At 64.5% G+C, this 25,097-nt stretch carries 24 protein-coding genes; 16 read left to right on the top strand and 8 right to left on the bottom strand.

Going from position 1 to position 25,097, the window contains the following annotated elements:
• Positions 1–5: 5 nt before the first annotated feature.
• A complete protein-coding gene (locus ELEN_RS12445) occupies positions 6–872 on the bottom strand; it encodes a C39 family peptidase (RefSeq protein ID WP_009306609.1) in 867 nt (288 codons plus the stop codon).
• Between the two features lie 250 nt (positions 873–1,122).
• Here ELEN_RS12445 and ELEN_RS12440 point away from each other — a divergent pair, with 250 nt between their 5' ends.
• Together ELEN_RS12440 and ELEN_RS12435 are read left to right on the top strand one after the other, a co-directional pair.
• The gene (locus ELEN_RS12440; RefSeq protein WP_015761213.1) at positions 1,123–1,932 is read left to right on the top strand and encodes a MerR family transcriptional regulator; all 810 of its coding nucleotides are present in this window, start codon (positions 1,123–1,125) and stop codon (positions 1,930–1,932) included.
• Between the two features lie 93 nt (positions 1,933–2,025).
• Positions 2,026–3,210 carry an FprA family A-type flavoprotein gene (locus ELEN_RS12435; protein ID WP_015761212.1) on the top strand — a complete coding sequence of 395 codons (1,185 nt, stop codon included), beginning with the start codon at positions 2,026–2,028 and terminating at the stop codon, positions 3,208–3,210.
• 43 nt (positions 3,211–3,253) lie between these two features.
• Here ELEN_RS12435 and ELEN_RS12430 read toward each other — a convergent pair whose 3' ends face one another.
• Genes ELEN_RS12430 through ELEN_RS12420 form a run of 3 tightly spaced genes read right to left on the bottom strand, consistent with a single transcriptional unit; the run spans position 3,254 to position 6,431 of the window.
• Positions 3,254–4,663 (bottom strand): aldehyde dehydrogenase, encoded by a 1,410-nt coding sequence (locus ELEN_RS12430; RefSeq protein ID WP_015761211.1) that lies wholly within the window; start codon positions 4,661–4,663, stop codon positions 3,254–3,256.
• Positions 4,664–4,682: 19 nt separating this feature from the next.
• The gene (locus tag ELEN_RS12425; RefSeq protein ID WP_015761210.1) at positions 4,683–5,870 is read right to left on the bottom strand and encodes an iron-containing alcohol dehydrogenase; all 1,188 of its coding nucleotides are present in this window, start codon (positions 5,868–5,870) and stop codon (positions 4,683–4,685) included.
• Positions 5,871–5,897: 27 nt separating this feature from the next.
• Positions 5,898–6,431, bottom strand: coding sequence for a hypothetical protein (locus tag ELEN_RS12420; protein ID WP_015761209.1), 534 nt, complete (start codon positions 6,429–6,431; stop codon positions 5,898–5,900).
• 293 nt (positions 6,432–6,724) lie between these two features.
• Between ELEN_RS12420 and ELEN_RS12415 the strand changes: the two genes are divergently transcribed.
• Positions 6,725–8,185, top strand: coding sequence for a S1C family serine protease (locus ELEN_RS12415; RefSeq protein ID WP_009609330.1), 1,461 nt, complete (start codon positions 6,725–6,727; stop codon positions 8,183–8,185).
• Between the two features lie 422 nt (positions 8,186–8,607).
• Here the strand turns inward: ELEN_RS12415 and ELEN_RS12410 are convergent, their stop codons facing one another.
• The gene (locus ELEN_RS12410) at positions 8,608–9,441 is read right to left on the bottom strand and encodes a hypothetical protein (RefSeq protein WP_015761208.1); all 834 of its coding nucleotides are present in this window, start codon (positions 9,439–9,441) and stop codon (positions 8,608–8,610) included.
• A 433-nt stretch (positions 9,442–9,874) separates the two neighbouring features.
• Between ELEN_RS12410 and ELEN_RS12405 the strand changes: the two genes are divergently transcribed.
• From ELEN_RS12405 to dxr, 6 genes are all read left to right on the top strand, one after another.
• Positions 9,875–10,555 (top strand): methyltransferase domain-containing protein, encoded by a 681-nt coding sequence (locus ELEN_RS12405; RefSeq protein ID WP_009609310.1) that lies wholly within the window; start codon positions 9,875–9,877, stop codon positions 10,553–10,555.
• 171 nt (positions 10,556–10,726) lie between these two features.
• Entirely contained in the window at positions 10,727–11,449 is a 723-nt protein-coding gene (gene pyrH, locus ELEN_RS12400) for a UMP kinase (protein WP_009306589.1), read from the top strand.
• Between the two features lie 73 nt (positions 11,450–11,522).
• Entirely contained in the window at positions 11,523–12,080 is a 558-nt protein-coding gene (frr, locus tag ELEN_RS12395) for a ribosome recycling factor (RefSeq protein WP_009306587.1), read from the top strand.
• A 75-nt stretch (positions 12,081–12,155) separates the two neighbouring features.
• On the top strand, positions 12,156–12,935 hold the full coding sequence (locus tag ELEN_RS12390) for an isoprenyl transferase (protein WP_015761207.1): 780 nt from the start codon (positions 12,156–12,158) through the stop codon (positions 12,933–12,935).
• On the top strand, positions 12,936–13,868 hold the full coding sequence (locus ELEN_RS12385) for a phosphatidate cytidylyltransferase (protein WP_015761206.1): 933 nt from the start codon (positions 12,936–12,938) through the stop codon (positions 13,866–13,868). It abuts the gene before it with no gap.
• Positions 13,869–13,940: 72 nt separating this feature from the next.
• Positions 13,941–15,188 (top strand): 1-deoxy-D-xylulose-5-phosphate reductoisomerase, encoded by a 1,248-nt coding sequence (gene dxr, locus ELEN_RS12380; RefSeq protein WP_015761205.1) that lies wholly within the window; start codon positions 13,941–13,943, stop codon positions 15,186–15,188.
• On the opposite strand, the gene ELEN_RS12375 is transcribed toward dxr, so the two are convergent.
• Together ELEN_RS12375 and ELEN_RS12370 are read right to left on the bottom strand one after the other, a co-directional pair.
• Entirely contained in the window at positions 15,185–15,769 is a 585-nt protein-coding gene (locus ELEN_RS12375) for a DUF2442 domain-containing protein (RefSeq protein WP_015761204.1), read from the bottom strand. The two genes, dxr and ELEN_RS12375, sit on opposite strands and share 4 nt — an antisense overlap.
• A gap of 10 nt (positions 15,770–15,779) precedes the next feature.
• Complete coding sequence (locus tag ELEN_RS12370; RefSeq protein ID WP_015761203.1) at positions 15,780–16,046, bottom strand: DUF4160 domain-containing protein; 267 nt, start codon at positions 16,044–16,046, stop codon at positions 15,780–15,782.
• 431 nt (positions 16,047–16,477) lie between these two features.
• Between ELEN_RS12370 and ELEN_RS12365 the strand changes: the two genes are divergently transcribed.
• The 4 genes from ELEN_RS12365 to ELEN_RS12350 all read left to right on the top strand — a co-directional run bounded on the left by ELEN_RS12365 (position 16,478) and on the right by ELEN_RS12350 (position 21,819).
• Positions 16,478–17,572: a site-2 protease family protein gene (locus ELEN_RS12365; protein ID WP_015761202.1), complete on the top strand. Its 1,095-nt coding sequence runs from the start codon at positions 16,478–16,480 to the stop codon at positions 17,570–17,572.
• Between the two features lie 552 nt (positions 17,573–18,124).
• Positions 18,125–19,192 (top strand): flavodoxin-dependent (E)-4-hydroxy-3-methylbut-2-enyl-diphosphate synthase, encoded by a 1,068-nt coding sequence (gene ispG / locus ELEN_RS12360; protein WP_015761201.1) that lies wholly within the window; start codon positions 18,125–18,127, stop codon positions 19,190–19,192.
• Positions 19,189–20,943 (top strand): proline--tRNA ligase, encoded by a 1,755-nt coding sequence (locus ELEN_RS12355; RefSeq protein WP_041691662.1) that lies wholly within the window; start codon positions 19,189–19,191, stop codon positions 20,941–20,943. Before ispG ends, ELEN_RS12355 begins: the two co-directional genes overlap by 4 nt.
• 222 nt (positions 20,944–21,165) lie before the next feature.
• Positions 21,166–21,819, top strand: coding sequence for an HAD family hydrolase (locus tag ELEN_RS12350; RefSeq protein WP_015761199.1), 654 nt, complete (start codon positions 21,166–21,168; stop codon positions 21,817–21,819).
• A gap of 68 nt (positions 21,820–21,887) precedes the next feature.
• Here the strand turns inward: ELEN_RS12350 and ELEN_RS12345 are convergent, their stop codons facing one another.
• Complete coding sequence (locus ELEN_RS12345) at positions 21,888–22,772, bottom strand: LysR family transcriptional regulator (RefSeq protein ID WP_015761198.1); 885 nt, start codon at positions 22,770–22,772, stop codon at positions 21,888–21,890.
• A 252-nt stretch (positions 22,773–23,024) separates the two neighbouring features.
• Here ELEN_RS12345 and ELEN_RS12340 point away from each other — a divergent pair, with 252 nt between their 5' ends.
• The 3 genes from ELEN_RS12340 (at position 23,025) to ELEN_RS12330 (ending at position 25,086) form a co-directional block, all read left to right on the top strand.
• Positions 23,025–24,068 carry a DMT family transporter gene (locus tag ELEN_RS12340; protein WP_015761197.1) on the top strand — a complete coding sequence of 348 codons (1,044 nt, stop codon included), beginning with the start codon at positions 23,025–23,027 and terminating at the stop codon, positions 24,066–24,068.
• Between the two features lie 240 nt (positions 24,069–24,308).
• Positions 24,309–24,506 (top strand): hypothetical protein, encoded by a 198-nt coding sequence (locus tag ELEN_RS12335; protein WP_009306564.1) that lies wholly within the window; start codon positions 24,309–24,311, stop codon positions 24,504–24,506.
• Positions 24,507–24,705: 199 nt separating this feature from the next.
• A complete protein-coding gene (locus ELEN_RS12330) occupies positions 24,706–25,086 on the top strand; it encodes a phasin family protein (protein WP_015761196.1) in 381 nt (126 codons plus the stop codon).
• Positions 25,087–25,097: the final 11 nt, after the last annotated feature.

Below are 25,097 nucleotides of genomic sequence, written 5' to 3'. Positions count from 1 at the left end.
GCCGCTTATTCGATGACCACGGCTTGCGCGCCCAGTTCGTAGTAGCGAACGGCGAACTGCTGGAGATCGTAGCTCACCTGGCCGGCCAGCGAGTCGCTGACCAGCACGAGGCCTTCGTTCAAATCGTAGCCGCTCACCACCACGCAGTGGCTGTTCGCGTATAGACGGTAGGTGCGGCCGTTTTCGCGCGCCGTCCGGTAGGCGGCGCCGGGCGGCTCCAGCCCTATGGTGCACCAGGCGATGACGGGGTTGCCGCCGGCCACTTGATCGAGTACTTGGTCGAGCGACGAGCCGGTTATGTCGGTCGCCTCCAGGGAAGATCCTTGCGCGGCCAGATAGGCGTCGGCGGTTCGGACGATTGCCGGGGCCATGCAGCTGTGGCCGTCGGTCGAATGCGGGTCGCCCATGAACGCCGTCACGAAGTCGTCTTCGCTCAAGGGAAGCCAGTTGTCGGCGATATCCGTTTTTCCCAGGTTGAACCCGAGCGATAGCAGCGCGTTCGTCAGCGCCACCGACTCGCAGCCAGTGGGCAGCTCGGGGTTCTGCGCTAGGGCGGGCACCTCCAGGGAGGCGGAGCGTTGCGGATGCGAGACGTCTTCTTGCAACGAAGCAACGTCCTGCGCCGCGCGCTTCTCTGCGTCTATATCGGCTGCGGCCGGGGGAAACGACAGCATGGAAAACGAAACCGCGCCCGCCAACAACGCCGCCGCGCCGAAAAAGCACAGGCGTGCGGCGGTCCAGCGTCCGCGCCTTCGCCTGAAAATCGGGCGCTCGCGGCTGGCGAGCGGATTTGTCTGACGGGCGAACAGCCGGCGTCGGTAGGCGGCGGTTCGAATGCGCGAGGCGCGTCTGCGGGGCGATTGTGCAGCCATGCTCGCACCTTTCTCTTGGGTCGGCCTGCTTCTAGCTTATCGGCGGATGTTGAAAACAACCTGAAAGAAATTCGTGAGAAAGCCTTTCGCTTCAAACACGTCAGTCGTTGACGAATTGTTTCACGAGTCGCAAAACCTCCTCATGTTCTCGGATCGCACGCGCAAGGGGTGAGCGATACTGATTTCAGGCAACCCCTTGACCCTCCCGTTGCGGGAGGCTGTTGAATGCGATGAGAAGGAGGTGAGAACCGTGTTCTACATCGGAGAGTTCTCGAAGATGGGCAAAACTACCGTCAAGACGCTGCATCACTACGATCGCATCGGGCTTCTGAAGCCGGCTGCGGTGGACGGCGTCACCGGGTACCGCCTGTACACGACCCAGCAGCTTGCAGAGTTGCATCGTATCCAGGCGCTCAGGCAGGCGGGGCTGTCGGTGGACGAGGTGACCGCCATCGTGCGCGGCGCCGACCCGCAGCCTATCCTCGTGCGGCGCCGCGGTGAGATCGAACGGGAACTCGCCGCGCGTCAGGATCGCCTCGCGCGCATCGCATTCATGCTTTCAGACGAAGGAAAGGGGTTTCCCATGGGCTATCAGGCAACCATCAAAGACATTCCCAGCTGCATCGTGTTCTCCAAAACGATGACGGTGCCGGACTATTCGGCGTATTTCGAGGTCATTCCCGCCATAGGGCGAGCCGTAAAGGCGGCCAACCCCGACCTCAAATGCGCCACGCCCGAGTACTGCTTCATCAAATACCTCGATGGAGAGTACAAAGAGCGCGACATCACCATGAAGTACAGCGAGGCTGTGGAGGATTTCGGCGTGGAAGCCGACGGCATCGTGTTCGAGGAGGTTCCGGCTGCCACGGTGGTGTCCGTCATGCACCGCGGTTCGTACGCGGACCTGCCGCGCGCCTACGCGTTCGCGATGGAGTGGGTGGAGCGGAACGGCTATCGCTTGACCGATCTGCCGCGCGAGAGCTACATCGACGGCGTATGGAGCGGCATTCCCGAATCGGAGTGGCTCACCGAGATCCAGGTGCCGGTGGAGAAGAGGTAGCTCTCGGCAATTGCTTTCCATGTGATAACATTTCAGCCGAGAGACGAGAGCCCCTCCCCGTCGGGGGAGGGGCGGCGAACGATAGGAGCGGCCATGCTGCATGCGGTGAAGGTGAAGCCCGACGTGTACTGGGTGGGCGGCATCGATTGGAACGAGCGCAACTTCCACGGATACACGACGGATCGCGGTTCCACGTACAACGCCTACCTTATCATGGACGAGCAGGTGACCCTTATCGATACCTGCAAACCGGCTTTCGCCGGCGAACTTATCGAGCGTATCAGCGAGGTGGTCGATCCGGCCTGTATCGAGCACGTCATCGTCAACCACGTAGAGCAAGATCACTCCGGCGCGGTTCCTGCCATTTCCTACCTCGCTCCGCGTGCGAAAATTTACGCCAGCGGTCCTCACGGTGTGAACGGTTTGACCGCCCATTACGGCGACCGCGGCTACGTGCCGGTCAAGACGGGCGATACCCTGCGCATCGGCAAGCGAACGCTTTCCTTCACTCAGACCATGATGGTGCACTGGCCCGACAATATGGCCACGTATTCCGAATACGACCGCATCCTGTTCTCCAACGACGCGTTCGGCCAGCATTTCGCGTCGTCGAAGCACTTCGACGACGAGGTGGGCCTGCCCGAGGTGCTGGCGCAGGCGAAGAAATACTACGCCAACATCGTCATGCCGTACTCGCGCCATGTTCAAAAGGCGCTCAAGTCGTTCGAAGGGTGCGAGGTCGACATGATCGCTCCCAGCCACGGCGTCATCTGGCGCAGCCATGTGGCCGAGATCCTGGGGGAGTACGGGCGGTGGAGTTCGCTCGCCCCCGATGACAGCGCTATCGTCGTGTACGATTCCATGTGGCACACCACCGAGGACATGGCGCTCGAAATCGTGGAGGCGTTCATCGAGTGCGGCGTGCCCACCCGGCTGTTCGACCTCAAGGCGAACCATATCTCAGACATCATGACCGATCTTTTATCGGCGAAGTTCGTAGCCGTAGGGTCGCCAACGCTGAACAACGGCATGATGCCCACGGTTGCCGCGTTTTTGTGCTATCTCAAGGGCCTCTCGCCGAAAGCAGGCTGGGAGGGGCGCGTGGGCATCCCGTTCGGTTCCTACGGTTGGGGGACCAACGGTCCCGACGAGGTTGCTGCGGCGTTGGAGGCGTGCGGCTTCGACTTGCCTCTGGGCACGCTGAGCCACCAGTGGATCGAGGACGAGGATCATCTGGCTCGGTTGCAGGAGACCATCAAGCAGGGCGTAAAGGGCTAAGGCGCCGTCGACTGCCGAAGCGTCGACGGCGTTGGTGCGGATCCTAGCGCATCAGCATGCGCAGCAGCTTGATCTTGTCGCCGAACGGGGGGTTGCGGATGGGCATCTCGATCCAGGTGCCCTTCTTCAGCGTGGACTTGTAGTGCGTGAAGCAGTCGAAGCCCACCTTGCCGTGGTAGGCGCCCATGCCGGAGTTGCCCACGCCGCCGAAGCCCATGTGGTTGTTGGCCAGGTGGATGACGACGTCGTTGACGGTGGCGCCGCCGAACGGCAGCTCGCGGATGACGCGCTGCTGCACGGCCTTGTCATCGCTGAACACGTATGTGGCCAGCGGCTTCTCGAACGTGCGCACGATGGCGAACGCCTCGTCCAGCGTCTTGTACGTGATGACCGGCAGCACGGGGCCGAAAATCTCCTCGTTCATCACCGGGTCGTCCAGCGTCACGCCGCGCAGGCACGTGGGCTCGATGCGCAGCGTGCCTGCGTCGCCGCGCCCGCCGAACGCCACCGTGGCATCCGGGTTGCGATGTTCGATCAGCCCCATCACGCGTTCGAAGTGGCGTTGGCTGATCATGTGCGGCCATTCGTCGCACGCGAGGATGTCCTCGCCGTAATACTGGTGGAAGCACGCGTCCAGCTGCCGCACGAAGTCGTCCGCCACGCGCTCGTGCACGAGAAAGTAGTCGGGCGCGACGCACGTCTGCCCGCAGTTGATGCCCTTGCCCCAGGCCACGCGCTGCGCTGCGCGCTTCACGTTCGCCGTTTCGTCCACGATGCAGGGACTCTTGCCGCCCAGCTCCAGCACCACGGGCGTGAGGTGCTTCGCCGCCGCCTCCATGATGGCATGGCCCACGTTCGGGCTGCCGGTGAAGAATATCTGGTCCCAGCGCACCTCCAGCAGCCAGTCGTTCATCGCGCCGGAGCCGGGGAAGCCGCAGACGAACTCGGGCGGGAACACGTTTGACAGGATATCGAGCAAGAGCTCGCTCGTGTGCTTCGACGTGCGCGAGGGCTTGAGCGCCACGCAGTTGCCGGCCGCGATGGCGTCCACCAGGGGCACGAGCGCCAGCTGCACGGGGTAGTTCCAGGGGCTCAGCACCAGCACCACGCCCAAGGGGCTGGGGTGCACCTTCGACGTGGAATGGAAGTGCACGATGGGGGTGGGCACGCGGCGCGGCTTCGACCAGCTGTTCAGGTGCTTGAGGCAGGTGTTGATCTCGTCGTAGACGAGGCCCAGCTCGGTGGCGTAGCCTTCGAAAGGGGCTTTGCCGAGGTCGGCGGTCAGCGCGGACAGGATGCGCTCTTCATTCGCCTTGAGGTACGCCTTCAGTTTCGCGAGCGCCTGGCGGCGGTAGTCGACGTCCAGCGTGGCTCCGGTCAGGAAGAAGTCGCGCATCTTCTGCGCGGCGGCCTCGACGTCGGCGATGCTCTCGTAGGAGGGGGTGGCGGTCATGCGGGCTCCTTCGCTTGCTTTAGTAGGCGGCTTCGAGGACGGTCATCGCGTCCTCAAGCGTGATCTCGGTCTCGTTGTACAGCGCGGCGCCGTCGTAGCGCGCCTGCTTGGCCACGGCGGGCAGGTCGTCGCGCGACACGCCCAGCTCGGACAGCGTGAGCGGCACGCCGTACTCGCGGTGGAACAGGTCGTTCAAGGCGGTCAGCTCGTCGAGGAACGCGCGATCGAGCGCTTCCGGCGTCGCAGTGGCGCCCAAGGCCGCGGCGCGCGCGGGCGCGAGGGCGTCCAGCAGCTGGCCGTAGAGGCCGGCGTGGATGCCTCGATCCAGGTTGAACCGCACGCAGTGGGGGAGCAGCATCATCATGGCCTGGCCGTGCGGGATGTGGCAGAGGCCGCCCAGCGAGTGGCCGATGGCGTGCACGATGCCCACCATCGCGTTCGAGAACGCGGCGCCCGCCATGAGCGAGGCCAGCGCCAGGCTGGTGCGCGCGTCGGTGTTGGCGCCGTCGCGGCAGGCCGTGGGCAGGTTCGCCGCGATCAGCTCGATCGCCTTCGCGGCGAACGCGTCGGACACGGGGTTCTTCTGGATGGACGTGTGCGCCTCCACGGCGTGGGTGAGCGCGTCCATGCCGGTGGTGGCCGTCAGCTTCGGCGGCAGCGACGAGGTGAGCGCGGGGTCGAGGATGGCCACGTGCGGCACCAGCTTGTATGAGGTGAACGACAGCTTCGCATGCTTGTGCGTGTCGGCAACCACGGCGACCAGCGTCACCTCGCTGCCGGTGCCGGCCGTCGTGGGCACGGCGATGAACGGCGGCAGGTCGGCCTTCAGAATCTCCGAGCCTTGCAGCGTGGCGAAGTCCACGCCCTCGCAGGCCAGCGACGCGGCCGCGCCCTTCGTCGTGTCGATGACCGAGCCGCCGCCGATGGCCACGAACCCGTCGCAGCCGCGTTCGGCGTACAGGCGCGCCACCTCGTTCACCACGTCCATCGACGAGTCGGGAGGCACCTGGTCGAACACCTCGTAGGGCACGTCGGCGGCATCCAACACGCCGGTCAGCTTCGCGGCCACGCCCAGCTTCACGAGGCCCGCGTCGGTCATCACCAGCGGGTGCTTCATGCCGCGGTCGGCCACCTCGTCGGGCAGCTTGTCCAGCGCATGCGCGCCGCAGACGATTTTCGTGGGGCAACAGAATTCGAATCCTTGCATGGGCTTCTCCTTGCAGGTTGGATAGCGCTAGGCGCGCGGGGCGGACGGTGCGAGCGGCTTCGGCGTGCGGTACGCGGCGCGCCAACCGAAGAACAGCTTCAGCAGCGCCGTGAACATATAGGTGAGGGCCACGCCCGTGTTGTTGGGCCCGCGCGTGGAGAACGCACGCTGCGCGAGCGCCGCCTTCAGCGTCATACCGCCGGTGAAGCAGGCGAACGCATAGGCCAGCGACCGGAACGCGATGACGTAGTCGACGGTGAAGGCCTGCGCGTCGGCGCTGGCCACGCCGCTGCCGGGCTCCACGTCCGAGGCGATGGCGGCGGGAGGAACGCGCTTGAACGAGCCGGATGCGGTGCGGCGGCATGCGCACGCCAGATCCGTCCCGTTCACGGATAACATGAACGTGTAGCCCGGCTCGAGGTAATCAACCTCCGCGCGGATCTTGGGCGACACGTGCTTGAAGACGTTGATCAGATGCGGCAGCAACCGCAACAGCACGCGGACGTACAGGGATTGGAACCATGTTCCCGCGCTGCGGCGCGGTCGCGGCGATTCGGCCATGCGATCTCCTCCGACGGCATCGTTGTTCGTTCGTATCTTACATGCGCCGCCCGCTTCGCGTAGCAAAGTTCTTCGGAAAATCGGCTGTTCGGGCGGCATGCGTCGCTCGCGTGCGCCTGCGGGTGTACAACTCGGTTGCGTTCCGTACACCAAATGGTGTAATTCCATGACGCAAAGGTGACATTTGCTCGCAAGCGTCTCTGATCTGGGAAGGAGCGTGCTAAGGTGACGGCATTCAAAAATGAAAAGCTTGGCGATCATAGACCAGCACGAATCGAAGGAGCGTGAAGCACATGACCGATACGCATGGCAGCACCCCCGGCAACGGCCCCGTGCCGCCGACGCAGGGCGACGAGCATGCCCAGCATGCCGCCCCCATGGGGCAGCAGCCTTATTATCAGCAGCAACAGCAGTACTATCAGCAGCCTCAGCACCCGCAGCATCCGGCAGGAGGAGTGACCGTCGAGAAGAAGTCGCACGGCGGACGCACGTTCCTGCTCGCCTTCTGCGGTGCCGCCGTCGCCTGCGCCATCGGTTTGGGCGGCTTCGGCATCTGGCAAGCCACTGCGGGCGGTAACGATTCCGGATCCTCTTCGTCTGCGACGCAGCTGGGTTCGCAAAACTCCGGCAGCATCAACGCTACCGACGCCGAGTCCGACCAGACGCTGGCAGAGGCCGTCGCGCAGAAGGCGCTTCCCTCCGTGGCCGCCATCGATGTGTACACGAACCAGTCCAATGCGGGCGGCATGTACGGTTTTGGGGCCGGCAACGGATCTGAAGCCGGCACGCTGACGAAGTCCTCGCTGGGAAGCGGCGTCGTGCTCACCGCCGACGGCTACATCATCACGAACAACCACGTCGTAGAAGGCGGCAGCGCGTACAAGGTCACCATCGCGGGCGAGACCTACGACGCCGAGGTCGTGGGCAGCGATCCCAGCTCCGACGTCGCGGTCATCAAGGCCAAGGATGCCAGCGGCCTTACGCCCATCGAGATCGGCGACTCCGACAAGCTCGTCATCGGCGAGTGGGTCATGACCATCGGCAGCCCGTTCGGCCTCGAACAGTCCGTTGCCACCGGTATCGTGTCGGCCACGAGCCGTTCTCAGATTGTGAACGCCTCCACCGACCAGTACGGCAACAGCACGGGCGAATCCACCATCTACCCGAATATGATCCAGACTGACGCCGCTATCAACCCCGGTAACTCCGGCGGCGCGCTCGTCGACGCGGACGGCAAGCTCATCGGCATCAACACGCTGATCACGTCGTACTCCGGCAACTACTCTGGCGTCGGCTTCGCCATCCCGGTGAACTACGCGGTGAACCTCGCCCAGCAGATCATCGACGGCAAGACCCCGACCCATGCGCAGCTCGGCGTGTCCCTCTCCACCGTGAACGCGCAGAACGCCAAGCGCTACGGCCTGTCCGTTGACGAAGGCGCCTACGTGGCGGCCGTCAGCGAAGGCTCCGGCGCGGCCGAAGCCGGCTTGCAGGAGGGCGACATCGTCACGAAGTTCGACGGCAAGGACGTCGCATCCGCCAGCGACCTCATGCTGGACGTGCGCTCCAAGAACCCGGGCGACAAGGTGACGCTCGACGTGAACCGCAACGGCGAGACCAAGCAAGTCGAGGTCACGCTCGGCTCCGATGAAAGCTCCCAGAGCGCGTCGACCCAGCAGAACAGCGCGCAGGAGTCTATGCTCGAGCGCCTGTTCGGCGGCGGCTCCGGCAGCTCCCAGCAGGACGCTGCCTAGCCTGCGCGACACGCACCATCCCCTCTCCTAGCCGAAGGGCCGCATCGAGCAAGATGCGGCCCTTCGCGCGTTGGATCCGCGACTTCGCGCTTCTGCGCGTCCCTGCGGCATCTTTCGTCCCTGTCATCTTTTCCCCGCAGCGCCTCCCCCGCCTTTGCGCTGCCTTCGCGCTTCTGCGCGTCCTGTCGCCCTCGTCTTTCCCGTCTCTTAGCGGCGCTCTTGCGCGCGTGTCGCACTTTTTTGCCCTGTGCGGTAGAAATCGATCGGTTGGGTAATTCGGCCGGACCGTCTTCGCCGATCGATTTTTCCGCCACCTGGGGTTATGCTCCGTTTGCTTTCACGCGTCGCTCTCGGGTGCGCTTTTCCTAGGGTTCGAGATTGCCCAACCGTTTCGTTTTTACCATCAGACGGGGATTTTCCCCTCACATGGCAACCGTCATGAAGGAGGAGCCCAGCAGTTCGCCGTGCAGCTCGTGCTGTTTGGTGCGCCACGCTTGCTGGTCGTATCGCGGACGGAACCCGAGCTGCCTCGACAGGGTGCGTGCGATATGATCGAGCTCGATGAGGTTTCGGACCGTTCTCGTTGTGACGGTCAAGACGGAGACGCCGCGGTCGAGCAGGTTGTTGCGCCGTGTCGCGTCGTCGGCCATCTTGTTGACGGTTCCATGGTGCTCGCGGCCGTCGTATTCAAGCGCGATGTTCGCGTTCGGCCAGATCAAATCACAATAGTAGCATTTGTCATCGACTGCGAGCCTCGATCGCCCTCGAGGGTTCACGGCGTGGTTCATACGCGGTTGGGGAAGCGCGTACCCGCCCATGCGGAGCGGGAGGCAGAGCAGCATGGCCATGGTCGTTTCCATCGGGGAGGCGGAGCCTGCGACGAGGTGCTTGAGGGCTTTTCGGGCTTTGACGGTTCCCGGCATGTTCGCGGCTTTGTCCAGGAAGCGCGCGAGGCGGGCGGGAGTGGTGAAGGGGCGCTCGAACCGGAAGTCCGCTTTTCCAACCGTTGCCACTCCATATGTGCCGCACAACTCGAATCCAAGCCTGATCAGCGCGGGAAGCGACAGCTCCGAAGCCATTTGCACGAAGCAGAGCTCGGGCGAGCTTGCAAGCACGTTGCGGGCGATGCGTACGAACGATCCTCTGGGAAACATTGCGGAGCTCACGTGGCAGGCGACTTTCCCGCATCTGCTGCGTGCCGCTTGGATCGACACGATGACGTGCAGGGGGAGCGCGATGCCCTCGAGCTCCGGCATTCTGGCAAGCTCGCGGATCAGGAGTTCGGTGACCTTGCATTCTGAGGGCAGCGGTTCGTCTTTTCTCCAGGAAGGGCTTCTGGAGTCCTGACAGCGCGCGAGCGCACCCGAGCTGATTTCGAAAGACGACCAGAACGTCAGCGACGAACTATGACTCAGATAGATATCCATGAAGTGAAAAATAACATGGGGGATTCAGCCTCATCGACCGGGAGACGATGCTGTTTACCAGGCGTAACGAGATGTGGAAACCGCATGGAAAACGCGTTGGATCTGCGTTGGTTCCGCGCCAAATTTGCGTAAGATCCGCGTTAGAATTGCGCTAGATCGGGGTAGCGTCGACCGTCTACCGCAAAAGGCCGCTGGCCGCAGGCCGTCGCCGCGCGCTGAGGGCCGTGCGCGCGAGGCGCCGGTCGGAAGGGAAGGAGCGAACGTGGACGAACTCGAGCTTCGGCATGCGGAGGCCCACTACGCGGAGATGCCGCGCGACGGGTACAGCGGCAGGTGCGAGATGCTCCTGCCCGAGGATCTGCGCGGCATGCGCGTGCTGGACCTGGGATGCCGCAACGGCAAGGGCGCGTACAAGCTGGCTGATCGGGTGGGGCCGGACGGGTTCGTGCTGGGCGTCGACCCTTCCGCCGCTTGCGTGGCCCGCGCGGAGGCGACGGCCGCGGCCGCGCGCGCGGAGGGCGCCGCGTGGGCCGAGCGGCTTGCGTTCGCGCGGGGGTGCTTCGAGGGCCTGCGCGCGGCGGGCGTGGAGGACGCGTCGTTCGACGTCGTGATCGTGAACAGCGTGCTGAACCTGGCATGGGATCTCGAAGGGGCGCTGCGCGAGACGGCGCGCGTCCTTGCGCCGGACGGCTTCCTCTACCATGCGGGCGTGTTCGCGGACGAGCCGCTTCCGACCGCCGCCATGCAGGCGTTTGCGTGCGCGGGCAACGTGTTCGGCGCCGCTCGCTCTCAAGCCGAATTCGCCCGCATCGCCGTGGATCGCGCTGGCTTCTCCTTGTGCTCTTTCGAGCGCGAGCGCCCCGTCGAACCTGACGGCACCGACATCGCCGAAGAGCTGATCGGCCGGTCGTTCACGGCCGCCGTCGCCTGCGCGCGGCGCTAGCGAACGCGCTGTCCGCCGCCTTCTAGAGCTTCCGGTGCGCCCCGCGTTGTCGTCTGTCCTTTGCGTGAAATGCCGGAAAACGCGTGCGAGCAGGGCGCGGTCGTTTTCATTTTCGGGTAAGATGAACGGTTAGAGCAACCTATATGAACGACCACCGAGAGGATAAGGCTTATGTCTGAAGGATACCGCTACGATCGCGTGCTGCTCAAGTTGTCCGGCGAGGCGCTGGCGGGCGACGTCGGCTACGGCATCGATCCGAAGGTGGTGGACGACCTTGCCGATCAGATCGCCGAAATCGTGCGCGCCGGCGTGCAGATGGCCGTGGTCGTGGGCGGCGGCAACATCTTCCGCGGCTTGGCCGGTTCGGCCGAGGGCATGGATCGCGCGCAGGCCGACTACATCGGCATGCTGGCCACGGTGATGAACGCGCTGGCCTTGCAGGATGCCTTCGAGCGCCACGGCATCTTCTCGCGCGTGCAGAGCGCCATCAACATGCAGGAAGTGTCCGAGCCCTATATCCGCCGACGCGCCATCCGCCACATGGAGAAGGGTCGCGTGGTCATCTTGGCCGCCGGCACGGGCAACCCGTACTTCACCACCGACACCACCGCGGCGCTGCGCGCCTGCGAGCTGGACGTGGACGTGCTGATGAAGGCCACGAAGGTGGACGGCGTGTACGACAGCGACCCCAAGAAGAACCCCGATGCCAAGCGCTACGACCGCGTTAGCTACATGGAGGTGCTCTCCAAGGGGCTCAACGTCATGGATTCCACGGCTACGTCGCTGTGCATGGACAACGACGTTCCCATGATCGTGTTCGACCTTACCGTTAAAGGCAACATTTCGCGCGCTTTGAAGGGCGAAGACGTGGGAACCACGGTAGAATCGCAGTAGAATAACGAAAACGCGCGCACCCGCCTCCGTCGGCGGCGGACGCGTTGCGAAACGCAGGGTGAAAGGAACCGGGATGATCGACGATATTATGATGCAGGCCGAAGAGCGCATGGAGAAGGCGCTGGGCTCGCTGGGCGACGCATTCGCCTCCGTTCGCACCGGGCGCGCGAACGCCATGGTGCTCGATCGCATCAGGGTGGACTACTACGGCGTGCCCACCCCGGTGAACCAGATGGCGGGCGTCAAGACGCCCGACGCGCACATGCTGGTCATCGAGCCGTGGGACAAAGGCGTGCTGGGCGCCATCGAGCATGCCATCCTCCAGAGCGACCTGGGCGTGACGCCGTCGAACGACGGCTCAGTCATCCGCCTGCCGTTCCCCGCGCTCACCGAGGAGCGCCGCCGCGAGCTGGTGAAGCAGTGTAAGGGCTACGCAGAGGAAGCCCGCGTAGCCGTGCGCAACGCCCGCCGCGATGCCAACAGCGCCATCGAGCGCGCCGTCAAGGAAGACAGCCTTCCCGAGGACGACGAGCGCCGCGGCCAGGCGGAGGTGCAGAAGCTCACCGACAAGTACATCGCCGAAGTCGACGAGGCGTTCAAGAAGAAGGAAGCCGAGGTCATGGAGATTTAATTCGGCGAAGCCGAATTAAATCTCCGAAGCCGGCGGCCATGAGGCCGTCGGCTTCTCGTCTTTTGTGAGGTAGCCTTGAATAAGTCGCTTGACTACATATTCCCCAACCCCCCGGCGGATCTCGATCCGTCGCAGCTCGATGCTGCGGAGGTGCCGCAGCATGTGGCCGTCATCATGGACGGCAACGGCCGCTGGGCGAAAGAGCGGGGGAAGAACCGCCTGTTCGGCCATAAGGCCGGTATCGAGGCGGTGCGCGAAACCATCCGCTGCGCGTCCGACGTGGGCGTGCGCTACCTGACCATCTACTCGTTCTCGTCCGAGAACTGGAAGCGCCCGCAGGACGAGGTCATCGGCCTCATGAACCTGTTCGCCACCACGATGCTGGCCGAGGTGGACGGCCTGCACGAAGAGCACGTGCGCGTGATGACCATCGGGCGCACCGACGAGCTGCCCAAGAAGACGCGCGACGCCTTCGCGAAGGCGTGGGAGAAGACGAAGGACAACGACGGGATGACGCTGGTCGTGGCCGTGAACTATGGCGGCCGCGTGGAGCTGCTCGACGCTATGCGGTCCTACATGGACGGCGCGCATGCCGCGTTGCGCGAGGGCCGCGAACCCGAGCCTTTGAGCGAGGCGACGCTGTCTCGCCATCTGTACACCGCGGACATCCCCGACCCCGACCTGCTCATCCGAACCAGCGGCGAGATGCGCGTGTCGAACTTCCTGCTGTGGCAGATCGCCTATTCCGAGTTCGTGTGCACCGAGACGCTGTGGCCGGACTTCGATCGTTACGAGTTCTTGCGCGCGCTGCTGGAGTTCCAGTCGCGCGATCGCCGGTTCGGGGCGGTGAAATAGGTGGCGCCGCGGCCCGACGAACAGGCTGAGGCGGAAGATGACCGCTCGCGCACGGGGCGCATCAAGGATTTCGCCTATGAGAAGACGCCCGAGAAGCTGAAGAACGCCACCGACTTGCAAGTGCGTTTCCGCACGGGATTCGTGTATGTGGCGCTGTCGGTTTTGTGCATCCTCGTCAGCGACTGGACCACCGTGGCGTTCCTGGTGGCTACGGCGGGCATCACGGCGGGCGAGTTCTACTATATGCTGCGTTCGGACGCGAAGCTGCCCAACGAGATGCTCGGCATCATCGCGGCCATGCTGTACCCGCTCAGCGTGTTTCTGCTGGGGCTGAACGGTGCGCTGTACGTGAGCCTCGCGTTGCTGTTGGCGCTGATCGTGTGGTACGTGTTCTGGATGCGGGCGCGCGTGCCCGACGTGGGCGTGAGCTTCTTCGGAGCTGCGTACTGCGGCATGCTGCTGTCGGGGCTCGTGGTCGTCCGCACGGCGCTGCCCCAGCCATGGGGCGGCGTGCTGGCGCTGGGCATCTTCCTCAGCGTATGGGCGAACGATTCGTTCGCCTATCTGGTGGGAAGCAAGTTCGGCAAGCACAAGCTGGCGCCGCGCACCTCGCCGAAGAAGAGCTGGGAGGGGTTCATTGCGGGGCTCGTGGGATCGGCCGCGTTCTGGTGCTTGATGACCCTCATTCCCGGCGTGACGATGTCCATCCCGCAAGCGATGGCGTTCGGGCTCATCAGCGGGCTGATGGGCGTGCTGGGCGACTTGGCCGAGAGCCGCATCAAGCGCAATTCCGGCTTCAAGGACTCTGGCACCATCATGCCGGGCCACGGCGGCCTGCTGGATCGCTGCGACTCGCTGTTCTTGGTGGCGGTGACCTCGGCGATACTGCTTTTGGGTTTCGGCTGCATCCCGTTCCCGGTTCCGCTGATCTGACGGCGGCAGGCCTCGGGCGCCGCAGCCAACCCTACCGACGGTTTACGTTCGACCTGTTTCTAGGAGGCGTGCATGAAACGCATAGTGGTCTTGGGCTCCACGGGCTCCATCGGCGCGCAGACGCTGGACGTTGTGCGTCGCCATGCGGACAAGCTGGAGGTGGTGGGCCTCGCCGTGGGCACGCGCGTGGGCGAGCTGCTGGCGCAAGCGCGCGAGTTCGGCGTGCGCCACCTCGCGGTGGGCGACGAGCGCCTGGCTGAGCAGCCGATTGCCGACGAGCTGCGAAACGCCATCCTGAGCGGATCGCACGGAGGCACGCAGCAGCCAGCGAGCGCGCCGTCGTCGCTGGCCGAGGCCGTGGCGCGTCACAACGCGGGCGGCGAAGGGTCGCTCGGGTTCGGTGCCGACGCCGTGGTGGACCTCGTGCGCCTGCCCGAGGCCGACATCGTGGTGAACGCGCTGGTGGGCGCGGCCGGCCTGCGCGCCAGCTACGAGACGCTCGCAGCTGGCAAGGTGCTGGCGCTCGCGAACAAGGAGTCGCTCGTGGTGGGCGGCGACCTCATCATGCCGATGGCCGCCGAGCCGGGGCGCCTCATGCCCATCGATTCCGAGCACGGCGCCATCTACCAGTGCCTTCTGGGCGAAGACCCGCGCGAGGTGTCGCGCTTGTGGGTGACGGCGTCGGGCGGACCGTTCCGCGGCCGCACGCGAGCCGACCTGGCCGATATCACGCCCGCTCAGGCGCTCGCGCACCCCACGTGGAACATGGGCGCGAAGATATCCATCGACTCGTCCACGCTGATGAACAAGGGTCTCGAGGTCATCGAGGCGCACCACCTGTTCGCCATGTCCTACGATCGCATCAGCGTGGTCGTGCAGCCGCAGAGCGCCATCCACTCCATGGTGGAGTACTCGGACGGCAGCGTGAAGGCCCATCTGGGCACCACCGACATGCGCATCCCCATTCAGTTCGCGCTGTCGTACCCTGAGCGCTGGGACGCGCCGGTCGAGCCGCTCGACTTCACGAAGCTGGGTACCCTCGAATTCGCCGCTCCCGACACCGACACGTTCCGTTGCCTGGCGCTGGCTCGCGCGGCCGGCGAGCGCGGCGGCACGCTGCCCTGCGTGATGAACGCCGCGAACGAGGTGGCCGTCGCCGCCTTCCTCGCTGAAGAGGGCAGCTACCTGGGGATCGCCGCGTGCGTCGAGGCCGTCATGGACGCCCACGAGCGCCAAGGCGTCCAACGCGTGGAAAGCCTCGACCAGCTGGAAGAGCTCGACGCTTGGGCGCGAGCGGAAGCGCGCAGGAACGTGCGCTAGCGAAGGGCTCCGCGCGCGAGATGCTTCGCCGAGGGTTCGAAGCCCACGACGGCCGAGCGCTCGTAGAGCGTTTTGGCATCGAAGCGTTCGCCGTCGGGCCAGACGATGGCATCCCGCTCGGGTGCGACGCGCGCTTGCGCAAGGTAGGTCGGATCGACGAACTTTTCGATGTCGTCGTCGCTCGCATGGTTCCATGCGTCGAACTCGCGGACGGTTCCGTCGCTCCAATCGACCAGGATCTTGCCGTCCTCGGCAAACTTAAGGCGGACGATGAGCGCCTCGGGGCTCCATCGCATGTGCGGGCCTCGTGGCGGCAGGGGCGCTTCGGAGTTGTCGGTAACGGACGCTTCGTAGAGAAGCTGCGCGCCGAAGTCCAGGTTGCCGGGCCACGCGATGCCTCGCCCGTAACCGGTGAGGTACGCCAATTTCAGGTAGTCTTCGTCCAGCAGCTTCTCCATGGCGCCCTTCATGTAGGGATACGGGTCGAACGCGCTTCTTCTGCCGTCGTTCCAGTCGATGACGATCGTATCTTCGTCGTCGAAGCCGAAGTCGATGATCTTCTTGTCGAGATGCCACTCCATTGCGCCCTCCTCAGATCAGCGGGTCAATGCGAAAACAGGTTCCGTTCGAGCTTGCAAGGTACCAATTGTCGTCAAGTTCGGGCTTGTGCAGCGCTGCCCATGCTATGACGAGTTTCGTCTGGCGGGGAGGAAGCTTGCCTGCAAGCAGCTCTCCTTCCGTCGAGTATACCGCCTCGAAGCCTCCGTAGGAAGCATGGAAGTGCGGCTTATGGTGCGGAGCGTTCTTCTCCCAATTGATAGTGATCCTGATGCCGTAAAAGGTGCAAATTTCTGGCATGGCGATCCTCTCCAAAGGCTCCTCCGGTTCGTTGTTTCGTTTGCGCGGGCCCGCTCTTCCATTGTAACGACGCCATCTCACGTTTTGTTGGCGTGGGTCTAGCGGGAATTCCTCTCGGATCTGGTGCGAATCCAACGCGGTTCCAGCTCGTTTTCCACGTGGCGTGCCCCTGTTTCCAACGCGGATTGCACGCGCTTTGCCAACGAATCCAACGCGGTCCCAGCGTGCGTGCGCGACGGGCTTGCGGACCGTGTGCGCCGTACGCCCGCCGAGCCTCCGCAAATCGTGCAAACGCTCACGCATCGTGCGCGCATCGCGCAGCCCTTGTAGTTTTTTCGCACATCGGTTCGCAGCGCCCGTGCCGCTCGCCCTTCTCTTTATAATGAGAGCACGAAAGAAGCATTCCTCGCGACCGAAAGGGAACCGAGTTTATGGATATTGTTCTCATGATCGTCTACGCCACGCTCATCTTGGGCTTTCTCGTGTTCATCCACGAAGGCGGTCACTATCTGGCGGCGCGTGCGTTCGGCGTGCGCGTGACCGAGTTCATGCTGGGGCTTCCCGGTCCCAACATTGGCTTCACGAAATGGGGCACGAAGTTCGGCGTCACGCCGTTTCTGCTGGGCGGCTACGCGAAGGTGTGCGGGATGGAGCCGGGCGAGATGAGCCCGTACCTCGAGCCCGTGCTGGCCGCGCTCTACCGCCGCGGAACCGCGAACATGGAAGACATCGCCCGCGACTGCGGCATCACCGATGACGCGGCGTACGAGGCGCTCGACGAGCTCGTCGAATGGGGCAGCATCGCCGGCCCCACCAAGCAAGACAAGTACAACACGTACCGCGCCCCCGTGGTCAAGCCAAGCAAGAAGCAGGTAGCCGCAGGAGCCGTCGCTTACGAGCTGGGGCAGGCGCGCCCGGTGGAAGACGCGCATGCGCTGTTCGAAAGCGAGTACAAGCAGCAGTACCGCAGCCTGCCGTTCTGGAAGCGCTCGGTCATCCTCGTGGCCGGCGTGGCCGTGAACCTGCTGTTCGCGGTCCTGCTGTTCGTCGTGTTGTTCTCGCTCATCGGCGTGGACGTTCAGACCAGCGCGGGCGACATCCGGCACGTCAACGTCAACCCGCTCGATGCGATCCAGATGGGCTTCATGTACATCGGCATGGTGGTGCAGCTTATCGCGGGGCTGTTCAATCCGTCGACGGCGGGCGAGGTCGTGCAGAACTCGACGTCGGTCATCGGGATCGCCGCCATGTCGAAGCAGGCGGTCGATCTGGGGTTGGCGAGCGCCATCTCGTTCGTGGCTTCCATCTCGGTGTCGCTCGGCATTATGAACCTGCTGCCCATCCTGCCGCTCGACGGCGGCCGCTTCGTCATCGAGGTGTTCCAGAAGATCTCGCGCAAGGTCGTGACCATGCGCGCGCTCAACTACCTGAGCGCGGCCGGCATGATCCTGTTCATCGGTTTCTTCCTGTTCATGGCGAACCAGGATATCCAGCGCATCATCTCGGGTGCGGGTTTCGGCGGTTAGAGCGCGCTGCCCGCGCCAGCGTGCGCAGCGCTCGCGAACCGTTCGGCGTTGCGGTCGGCGCGCAAGTCCTTGACTTGCGCGCGCTTCCGTCATCGAAATCGCTCGAAAAGCACCATGTCCACGAGTTATGTGCACTTCGAAACCGGACTGCGTGACCGAAGTAAGTCAAAGAAAACTTCTGACCTGGCGTTTTCTTGAGCGGAAACGCTCGACTGCGCCCGAAACGGTCGTTCCGGGATGACGGAGGTGCGCATAACTCGCGAACTTGGGAGATTCGGGCGTTTTTCGCTGCACGCGCCCTCCAGTGCGGTTCGGGTGGTTCGATGGCGCGTCGGCGCGTGCGACTCGTTCGCTCGTTTTCCCTCCCGCGCCCTCGCGTGCGTTCGTTGTCGTGCGCCCGCCCGCGAAATCCCTGTGCATTTGGCCGGAAACCGGGTAATCAGAGGTAAAATAGCCGGCGACGCGCTTGGGCGCGTGCAGCCTGCGGGCTGTTGAGACGCTGTTCCAGCACCGCGCCTGCACGCGGTGGGGGATGGAGAACGGGAGGCTCTTGTGGCAACGCATGCCAAACCTAGCGAGGCTACCCGCCGGGTGTCGGTGGGCTCCGTGCCGCTCGGCGGCGGCGCGCCCGTCGTCGTGCAGTCCATGCTGAACGCCCCGGCGACCGACGTCGCGGCGAACCTCGCGCAGATCGACGCGCTCGCGCAAGCGGGCTGCGAGATCGTGCGCATGGCCATCCCGCACCGCTCAAGCCTCGACGTGTTCCAGGCTGTATGCGAGCGGTCGCCTTTGCCGGTGGTCGCCGACATCCACTTCGATGCGAACATCGCCATCGAGGCCGCCAAACGCGGCGCGGCGAAGCTGCGCATCAATCCCGGCAACATCGGGGGCCTGGCCAAAACCGATGCCGTGCTGGACGCGGCGGGCGAGGCGGGCATCCCCATCCGCATCGGGGTGAACGCGGGCTCGCTCGACAACGAGTTGGCTGCACGCGACGATCTCTCGCAATCGGAGAAGCTGGCACGCTCGGCCGTCGACTACGTGCGCTACTGCGAGGGTCGCGGCTTCCACGAACTCGTGGTCAGCGCGAAGGCTCACGACGTGATGACTACCGTGCGCACGTACCGCCTGCTCAGCAAGGAGCTGCCCCACGTGCCGCTGCATATCGGCGTCACCGAGGCCGGCACCACCTTCCAAGGCGCCATCAAAAGCGCCTGCGGTTTGGGGATCCTGCTGGAAGAGGGCATCGGCGACACGCTGCGCATCTCGCTCACAGACGACCCCGTGCAGGAGATCCGCGCGTGCTGGACGCTGCTTTCAGCGCTCGACCTGCGCCGACGCGCTCCAGAGCTCATCAGCTGCCCCACATGCGGCCGTTGCCAGGTGGACCTCATCGGGCTGGCGCGCGAGGTGGAGGGACGCATCGCGAACCTCGACAAGCCGCTCAAGGTGGCCGTCATGGGCTGCGTGGTGAACGGCCCGGGCGAAGCCGCCGACGCCGACATCGGCGTGGCGTGCGGGGTTGGATCGGGCGTGGTGTTCTCGAAGGGAAACGTCGTCCGCAAGGTGGAGGAGAGCGCCATCGTGGACGCTTTGATGGAGGAGATAGGAAAGCTATGACGAACGTGAATATCATGCGCATGAGCCAGCTGTACGCGCCCACGCTCAAGGAGGATCCCGCCGACGCGGAGATCGCCAGCCACAGGCTGCTTTTGCGCGCGGGCTTCATCCGCAAGACGGCTTCGGGCGTGTACACCTTCCTGCCGCTGGGCAAGCGCGTGCTGGCCAAGGTGGAGAACATCGTGCGCGAGGAGATGGACGGCATCGGCGCGCAGGAGATCATGATGCCGGCGCTGCAGCCCGGCGAGCTGTGGCACGAGAGCGGCCGCTGGAACGACTACGGCCCCGAGCTCATGCGCCTCGTCGACCGTCACGACCGCGAGTTCTGCCTCGGACCCACCCACGAGGAGCTCATCACCTCCCTCGTGCGCAACGAGCTGCGCTCCTACAAAGAGCTGCCGCTGTCGCTGTACCAGATCCAGGTGAAGTTCCGCGACGAGATCCGCCCGCGCTTCGGGCTGCTGCGCAGCCGCGAGTTCATCATGAAGGACGCCTACAGCTTCCACGCCGACCAGGAGTCGTTGCAGAAGACCTACGACGACATGAGCGAGGCGTACGGGCGCATCTGCGACCGCATGGGCATGGACTACCGTCCCGTCGAGGCCGACCCCGGCCAGATCGGCGGCAGCGTGACCTGCGAGTTCATGGCGCTCGCCGAAGCGGGCGAAGCCGAGCTCGTGCACTGCACCTGCGGTTACGCGGCCAACACCGAAGCCGGCGACTGCCTGGCGCGCCCCACCGTCTACGACGTGCCGATGGAGAAGGTCGCCACGCCTGGCGTGCACACCATCGCCGAACTGGCCGCGTTCTTGGACATCCCCGAGTCCTCCACGGTGAAGGCCCTGTCCGGCAAGAACGACGAGGGCAAGCTGGTGGTCATGTTCATTCCCGGCGACCACGAGCTCAACGAGCTGAAGGCGGCGCGCGTGGCCGGCGGCTTCACGCTGCTCACCGACGAGGACATGGAAGCCTTCGGCCTGCACAAGGGCTCGATGGGCCCGGTCGGACTGCCGGAGAGCGCCTACGTCATCGCGGCGCGCAGCCTGCAGGCCGTGCCGAAGTGGGTCGTGGGGGCCAACGAAGACGGCTACCACTACGTGGGCGCGCGCCTGGGCGAGGACTTCCAGGTGGACGAATGGGCCGACCTGTGCATCGTGCAGCCGGGCGACAGCTGCCCGTCGTGCGGGCTGCCGCTGGACGGCGCGCGCGGCATCGAGGTGTCGCAGGTGTTCCAGCTGGGCGACAAGTACTCGAAGGCCATGGGCGCCACGTTCATGGCGGAAGACGGCTCCGAGCAGCCGTTCCTCATGGGCTGCTACGGCGTGGGCATCTCGCGCACCATGGCTGCCATCGTGGAGCAGCACAACGACGAGAACGGCATCATGTGGCCGCTCACGGTGGCGCCCGCGCACGTGTGCGTCATCCCGCTGACGGTGGGCGACGACGAGGTGCAGCCCGCGGCCGAGAAGCTGGCGAGCGACCTGGCGAAGCTTGGCCTCGAGGTGGTCATCGACGACCGCAAGGAGCGCGCCGGCGTGAAGTTCGCCGATGCCGACCTCATCGGCTGGCCGCTGCAGGTCATCGTGGGCAAGCGCGGCCTGGCCGAGCAGAAGGTGGAGATCAAGCGCCGCAGCACGGGCGCTCGCCGCGACATCCCGCTGGCGGCCCTCACCGACGCGCTGGCGTTCTCCCAGCGCAACGCCAAGGTCTGGGGCTCCGAGCTGTCCCTGTTCGGCGGCCTGTTCGAGTAGGGGTGTTCCGCGTGCCTGACGGCACGCGGAACCGGCCGACGCTGCGATGCGCCCTGGCACCCGATCTCGTGGCGAGGTCGAGGACTCGCGTACCGAAGTACGCTTCGCCCTCGCCCTCCCCGCGATCTCGGGCGTCAGGGCGCCTCTCGCTGATTTACTGCGCCAACCTGCGAGTTCTTGTTCGCGCTTCGCGCGAATCGCATAACGGAAATGAAGGATGGTATGGTATCACACGATATGCAAGCCGTTCTGTTCGACCTGGACGGGACCTTGCTCGACACGCACGATCTGCTGCTCGCCACGTTTCGCTACACGGCGCGCACGGTGCTGCGCGAGGCTATCCCCGACGAGCGTCTCATGGCCAAGGTGGGACAGCCCCTCAACACCCAGATGTGGGATTTCACGGATGACTCGGCCGTGCACGAGGAGCTGTGCCGTGTGTACCGGGAATACAACGCCGAGGTGCACGACGACATGATCAGGCTGTTCGACGGCACCGTGCCCATGCTCGAACGCCTCAAGGAAGCGGGTTTGCCGCTGGCCGTGGTCACGTCGAAACGACACGAGGTGGCCATGCGGGGCCTCGACCTGTTCGGCCTGACCGGATACTTCGACTTCCTCATCGGCTCCGACGACTGGCCGGAGCACAAGCCGCATCCCGGTCCCGTGGCGCACGGCTGCGAACGGCTGGGGCTGGCTCCTCAGACGTGCCTGTACGTGGGCGACAGTCCCTTCGACATGCAGTCGGGAAGCGGCGCGGGCTGCGCCACCGCGGCGGCGCTATGGGGTATGTTCCCTCAGATCGTGCTTGAAGCGGAGCGTCCTACTTACGTGTGCGCCCACGGCACGGATGTTCCGCCGCTGCTAGGCTGCTAGCAAGTTGCCATCCTGAGCTGGCTGCACAGGATGGCAACTTGCCGCCTTCGCTTAGGTTGGCAGTCCTTTCACTCCTCGTATGTCTCGGCTATCCAGGCTTGCGTTGCGTCCAAGAACGCGCGCGTAGCCGTTGAAGCTGTTTCCAGCGAGCGCAGCGCTATGGCTATCTCGCGGCTTGTTTCCACTTCGGGCTGCTTGACGGCCAGGGGAAACGGCGCATCGCGCAGGATGAGGTCGGCCAGCACGCTGAATCCGAGTCCCGCGCTGACCATGCTCATCACCGCATAGTCGCTGTCGATGGTGAACCGCACGTTGGGCTCCACGTCGTTCGCTCGGAACAGCGTTTCCATTTCCGACGACGTGCCGCTTTCCAGGCGGATGTACAGCTCTTCCGCCAGCGCCTCGCGCGGCACGAACGGCGCGTCGGCCAGAGGATGGTCGGGCGGCAGCACCACGAGGAGCGGATCCTTCCGCAGCGGAACGGCGTGCAGGTCGTGCTTGATGGGGTAGACGAAGAAACCGCAGTCAGCGTCGCCGCGCCACACGGCCTCTTCCAGTGCATCTTCGTCGTCGACGCAGATCAGCTGCAAGTCGATGCCTGGATGCTGTGCGAGGAAGCGCTTCGCGATACCGGGGAACCATTGGATGGCGGTGCTCGTGAACGCCGCTACGCGCACGATGCCGCTTTCGAGGTGCTTGAGCTCGGCGAGGCGCATCTCCAGCTGGCGCTCGCTGTTGCACACGTTCTGCACCCAGGGAAGCAGATCGGCGCCGTCCGAGGTGAGGTGCGCGCCGCCGTAGTCGCGCACGAACAGCGGCACGTCCAGTTCTCGTTCGAGCGTGCTCACGAGGTAGCTGATGCCGGCCTGGGTGTATCCTAGGTCGTGGGCGGCCTGTTTGAAACTGCCTGTTTCAGCCACCTTTAGGAACGCATCGTATTTCTGGTTGCCCACAGATCGCTCCTTCTCTTGCTCACAATATCTTCACACCGTTCTTCGATGTATGTCACTATACGGAGCTTGAAAAGGAATAACAAGAAACTCTTAAAATCTTAAAAAGATAATCTCATTTTACTTTTATCAGGAGAACCCATACCATGTGCCAGCAACCCTAGAACATCATCCAGTGAAGTTCCGCGAGGGCGGGACGTGAGAGTCTTGCGCTGCCGAGCGCCGTGCAAGCTGCGGATCGAAAGGAGGCACCCCGTGAAAACTCGTAGCAAGCGCTGGCCCTATGTCGCGTGCGTCGTGCTGCAGACCGTTATCTTCGGATCGGGTAACGCTATCACGAAGATGGCGTACGAGAGCATCACGCCCATGTGGTGCCTCGCCATCAGGTTCGGCTTGGCCGCGCTCGTGTTCGCGATCTTCTTCGGCCCGCGCATCGTGCGCCAGCTAAAGGGCGCGCGTATCGGCGCCTGGATGCCCGCAGCGCTTTGCATGGCGCTGGCGTATCTCACCTGCAATGTAGCGCTCGACTTGACCACGGCCACTAACGTGGGCTTCCTGGTGGCGTTGCCCGTGGTGTTCGCGCCGCTGTTGTCGTGCCTGGTGAACCGCCGTCGTTATCCGCTGGCCTTCCTGCCGTTCCAGGCGGCGGTCGTGGTCGGGCTCTACCTCTTGTGCAGCAACGGGGGAGCTCCTTCGTTCGGCTTGGGCGAGATCCTCGCGCTGCTGTCCTCCGTGGCGTTGGCTGGCGCGCTCGTGTTCGGCGAGCGCGGCTTGGAGCAGCTGGACGCCACCACGGTGGCGGGAACGCAGATAGTCGCCTCGTTCGTCGTGGCTCTTGCGTGCGCGCTGGTTTTCGAGCCGCCCGTGAACGTGGCGGCCGTGCAGCCCGTAGCCTGGGGCACTATCGCCTTTCTGGCGCTGCTCAGCACCTGCCTTACCTTCATGCTGCAGAACGTGGCGCTGACGGAGTTGCCGTCCTCCACCGTGTCGCTGCTGCTCACAGGCGAGCCGGTGTTCACTGCGGCGTTCTCGTTCATGCTGCTGGGCGAAGCGCTTTCTGCGGCTGGTATGGCTGGCGCCGTGGTCATCGTGGCAAGCGTCGTAGCCGCCACATGGGTGGAGGGTCGCCAAAGCGCGCCTGCGGCTTCGCCCGCACCGCAGGCCGAGCATGCGCTCGCGTTGGAGGAAGGGTGGTTCGAAGGCGCGGAGTTCGGCGCTCAATCGTCCCTGGCGGGAGTGGAGCTGCCCCATCTCGCGCCTTCCGAGCGCCGGTCTTTCGCTTCCGAGCGCGCGGCCTAAAGCGTCTTTTCTGCATGCGGTTCCCCTGTTCGCATCCTGAACGGCGAGCGGACGGTCTCCGCTCGCCGCTTCGTTTCTGCCGTCTGTGAGCGAAGCTTCCGCGAAACGCTCCTTTCGTCTGGCCACGTCTAACCGATTGTTGGTTGCTCGCCCGTCATCCCGCGATCCTTCTTTATAGTACTAAGGTAGTAACAACTGCCTTGACAGCTTGTCGTCATACGGGAGGAGCGTGCATGTCTGATGGCATCGAAACCCTTGTCCAATGACGAAGCGAAGAATCTGATGAAGCAGCTCGGCATGGCCGAGGCGTCCGCTCGCGACGAAGATCGCGTCGCGAAAGGCGGGAGCTCGACGAGCGAGGCGAGCGTTGCGCAGCTGCTGAGCGAGCTGTATCGCTCCGACATCGGACGCAGGCCGCCGCATATGACGCGCGGCTGACGATCGGCTGACTCCGGTCGAAGCCTGCCGCCCCGTCGACCTCGGCGGGGCGGTCGCAAGGCGAACAAGCGGCAACCTTCCTTTGACGGCTTCGCTCATGCTCGCGTTGCGAGCATTGCCCTTTTCGTCGATTTGGTGCATCATGGATGCAGAGGCCGTCCGCGTCGCGGACGGTGAATCGCAAGCATAGGAGGCTCGTATGGCTACCCTCAGCGACGGATTCAAAGACATCTTCCTGGCCGGCATCGGCGCGATGGCCATAACCGGCGAAAAAACCAAGGATCTGGTTGATCAGCTCATCTCCAAAGGCGAGCTCACCGTGGATCAGGGCAAGCAGATCAACACCGAATTGAAGCATAAGGCGGAAGACGTGGCTGCAAGCGTGCGCTACGACGTGCTGGAGGCTCGCATGGCCGCCATGACGCCGGAGGAGCGTGCGGCGTTCGTCGCCAAGGCTGCCGAGTTCGCCGAGAAGGCGAACGCGAAGTCGGCTTCCGAGGCTGAAGTGGGCGACGCTTCCGCGGTGTCCGTCGACGACGAGGCGGCTTCGGCTGCCGCGCCGCAAACGCCGGGCGCCTAGCGCACGGCTGC

Source organism: Eggerthella lenta DSM 2243 (genome assembly GCF_000024265.1).
In the GTDB taxonomy this organism is placed as follows: domain Bacteria; phylum Actinomycetota; class Coriobacteriia; order Coriobacteriales; family Eggerthellaceae; genus Eggerthella; species Eggerthella lenta.
Note: the sequence above shows the minus strand (reverse complement) of the source record. Positions and strands in the feature narration are given on the sequence as shown.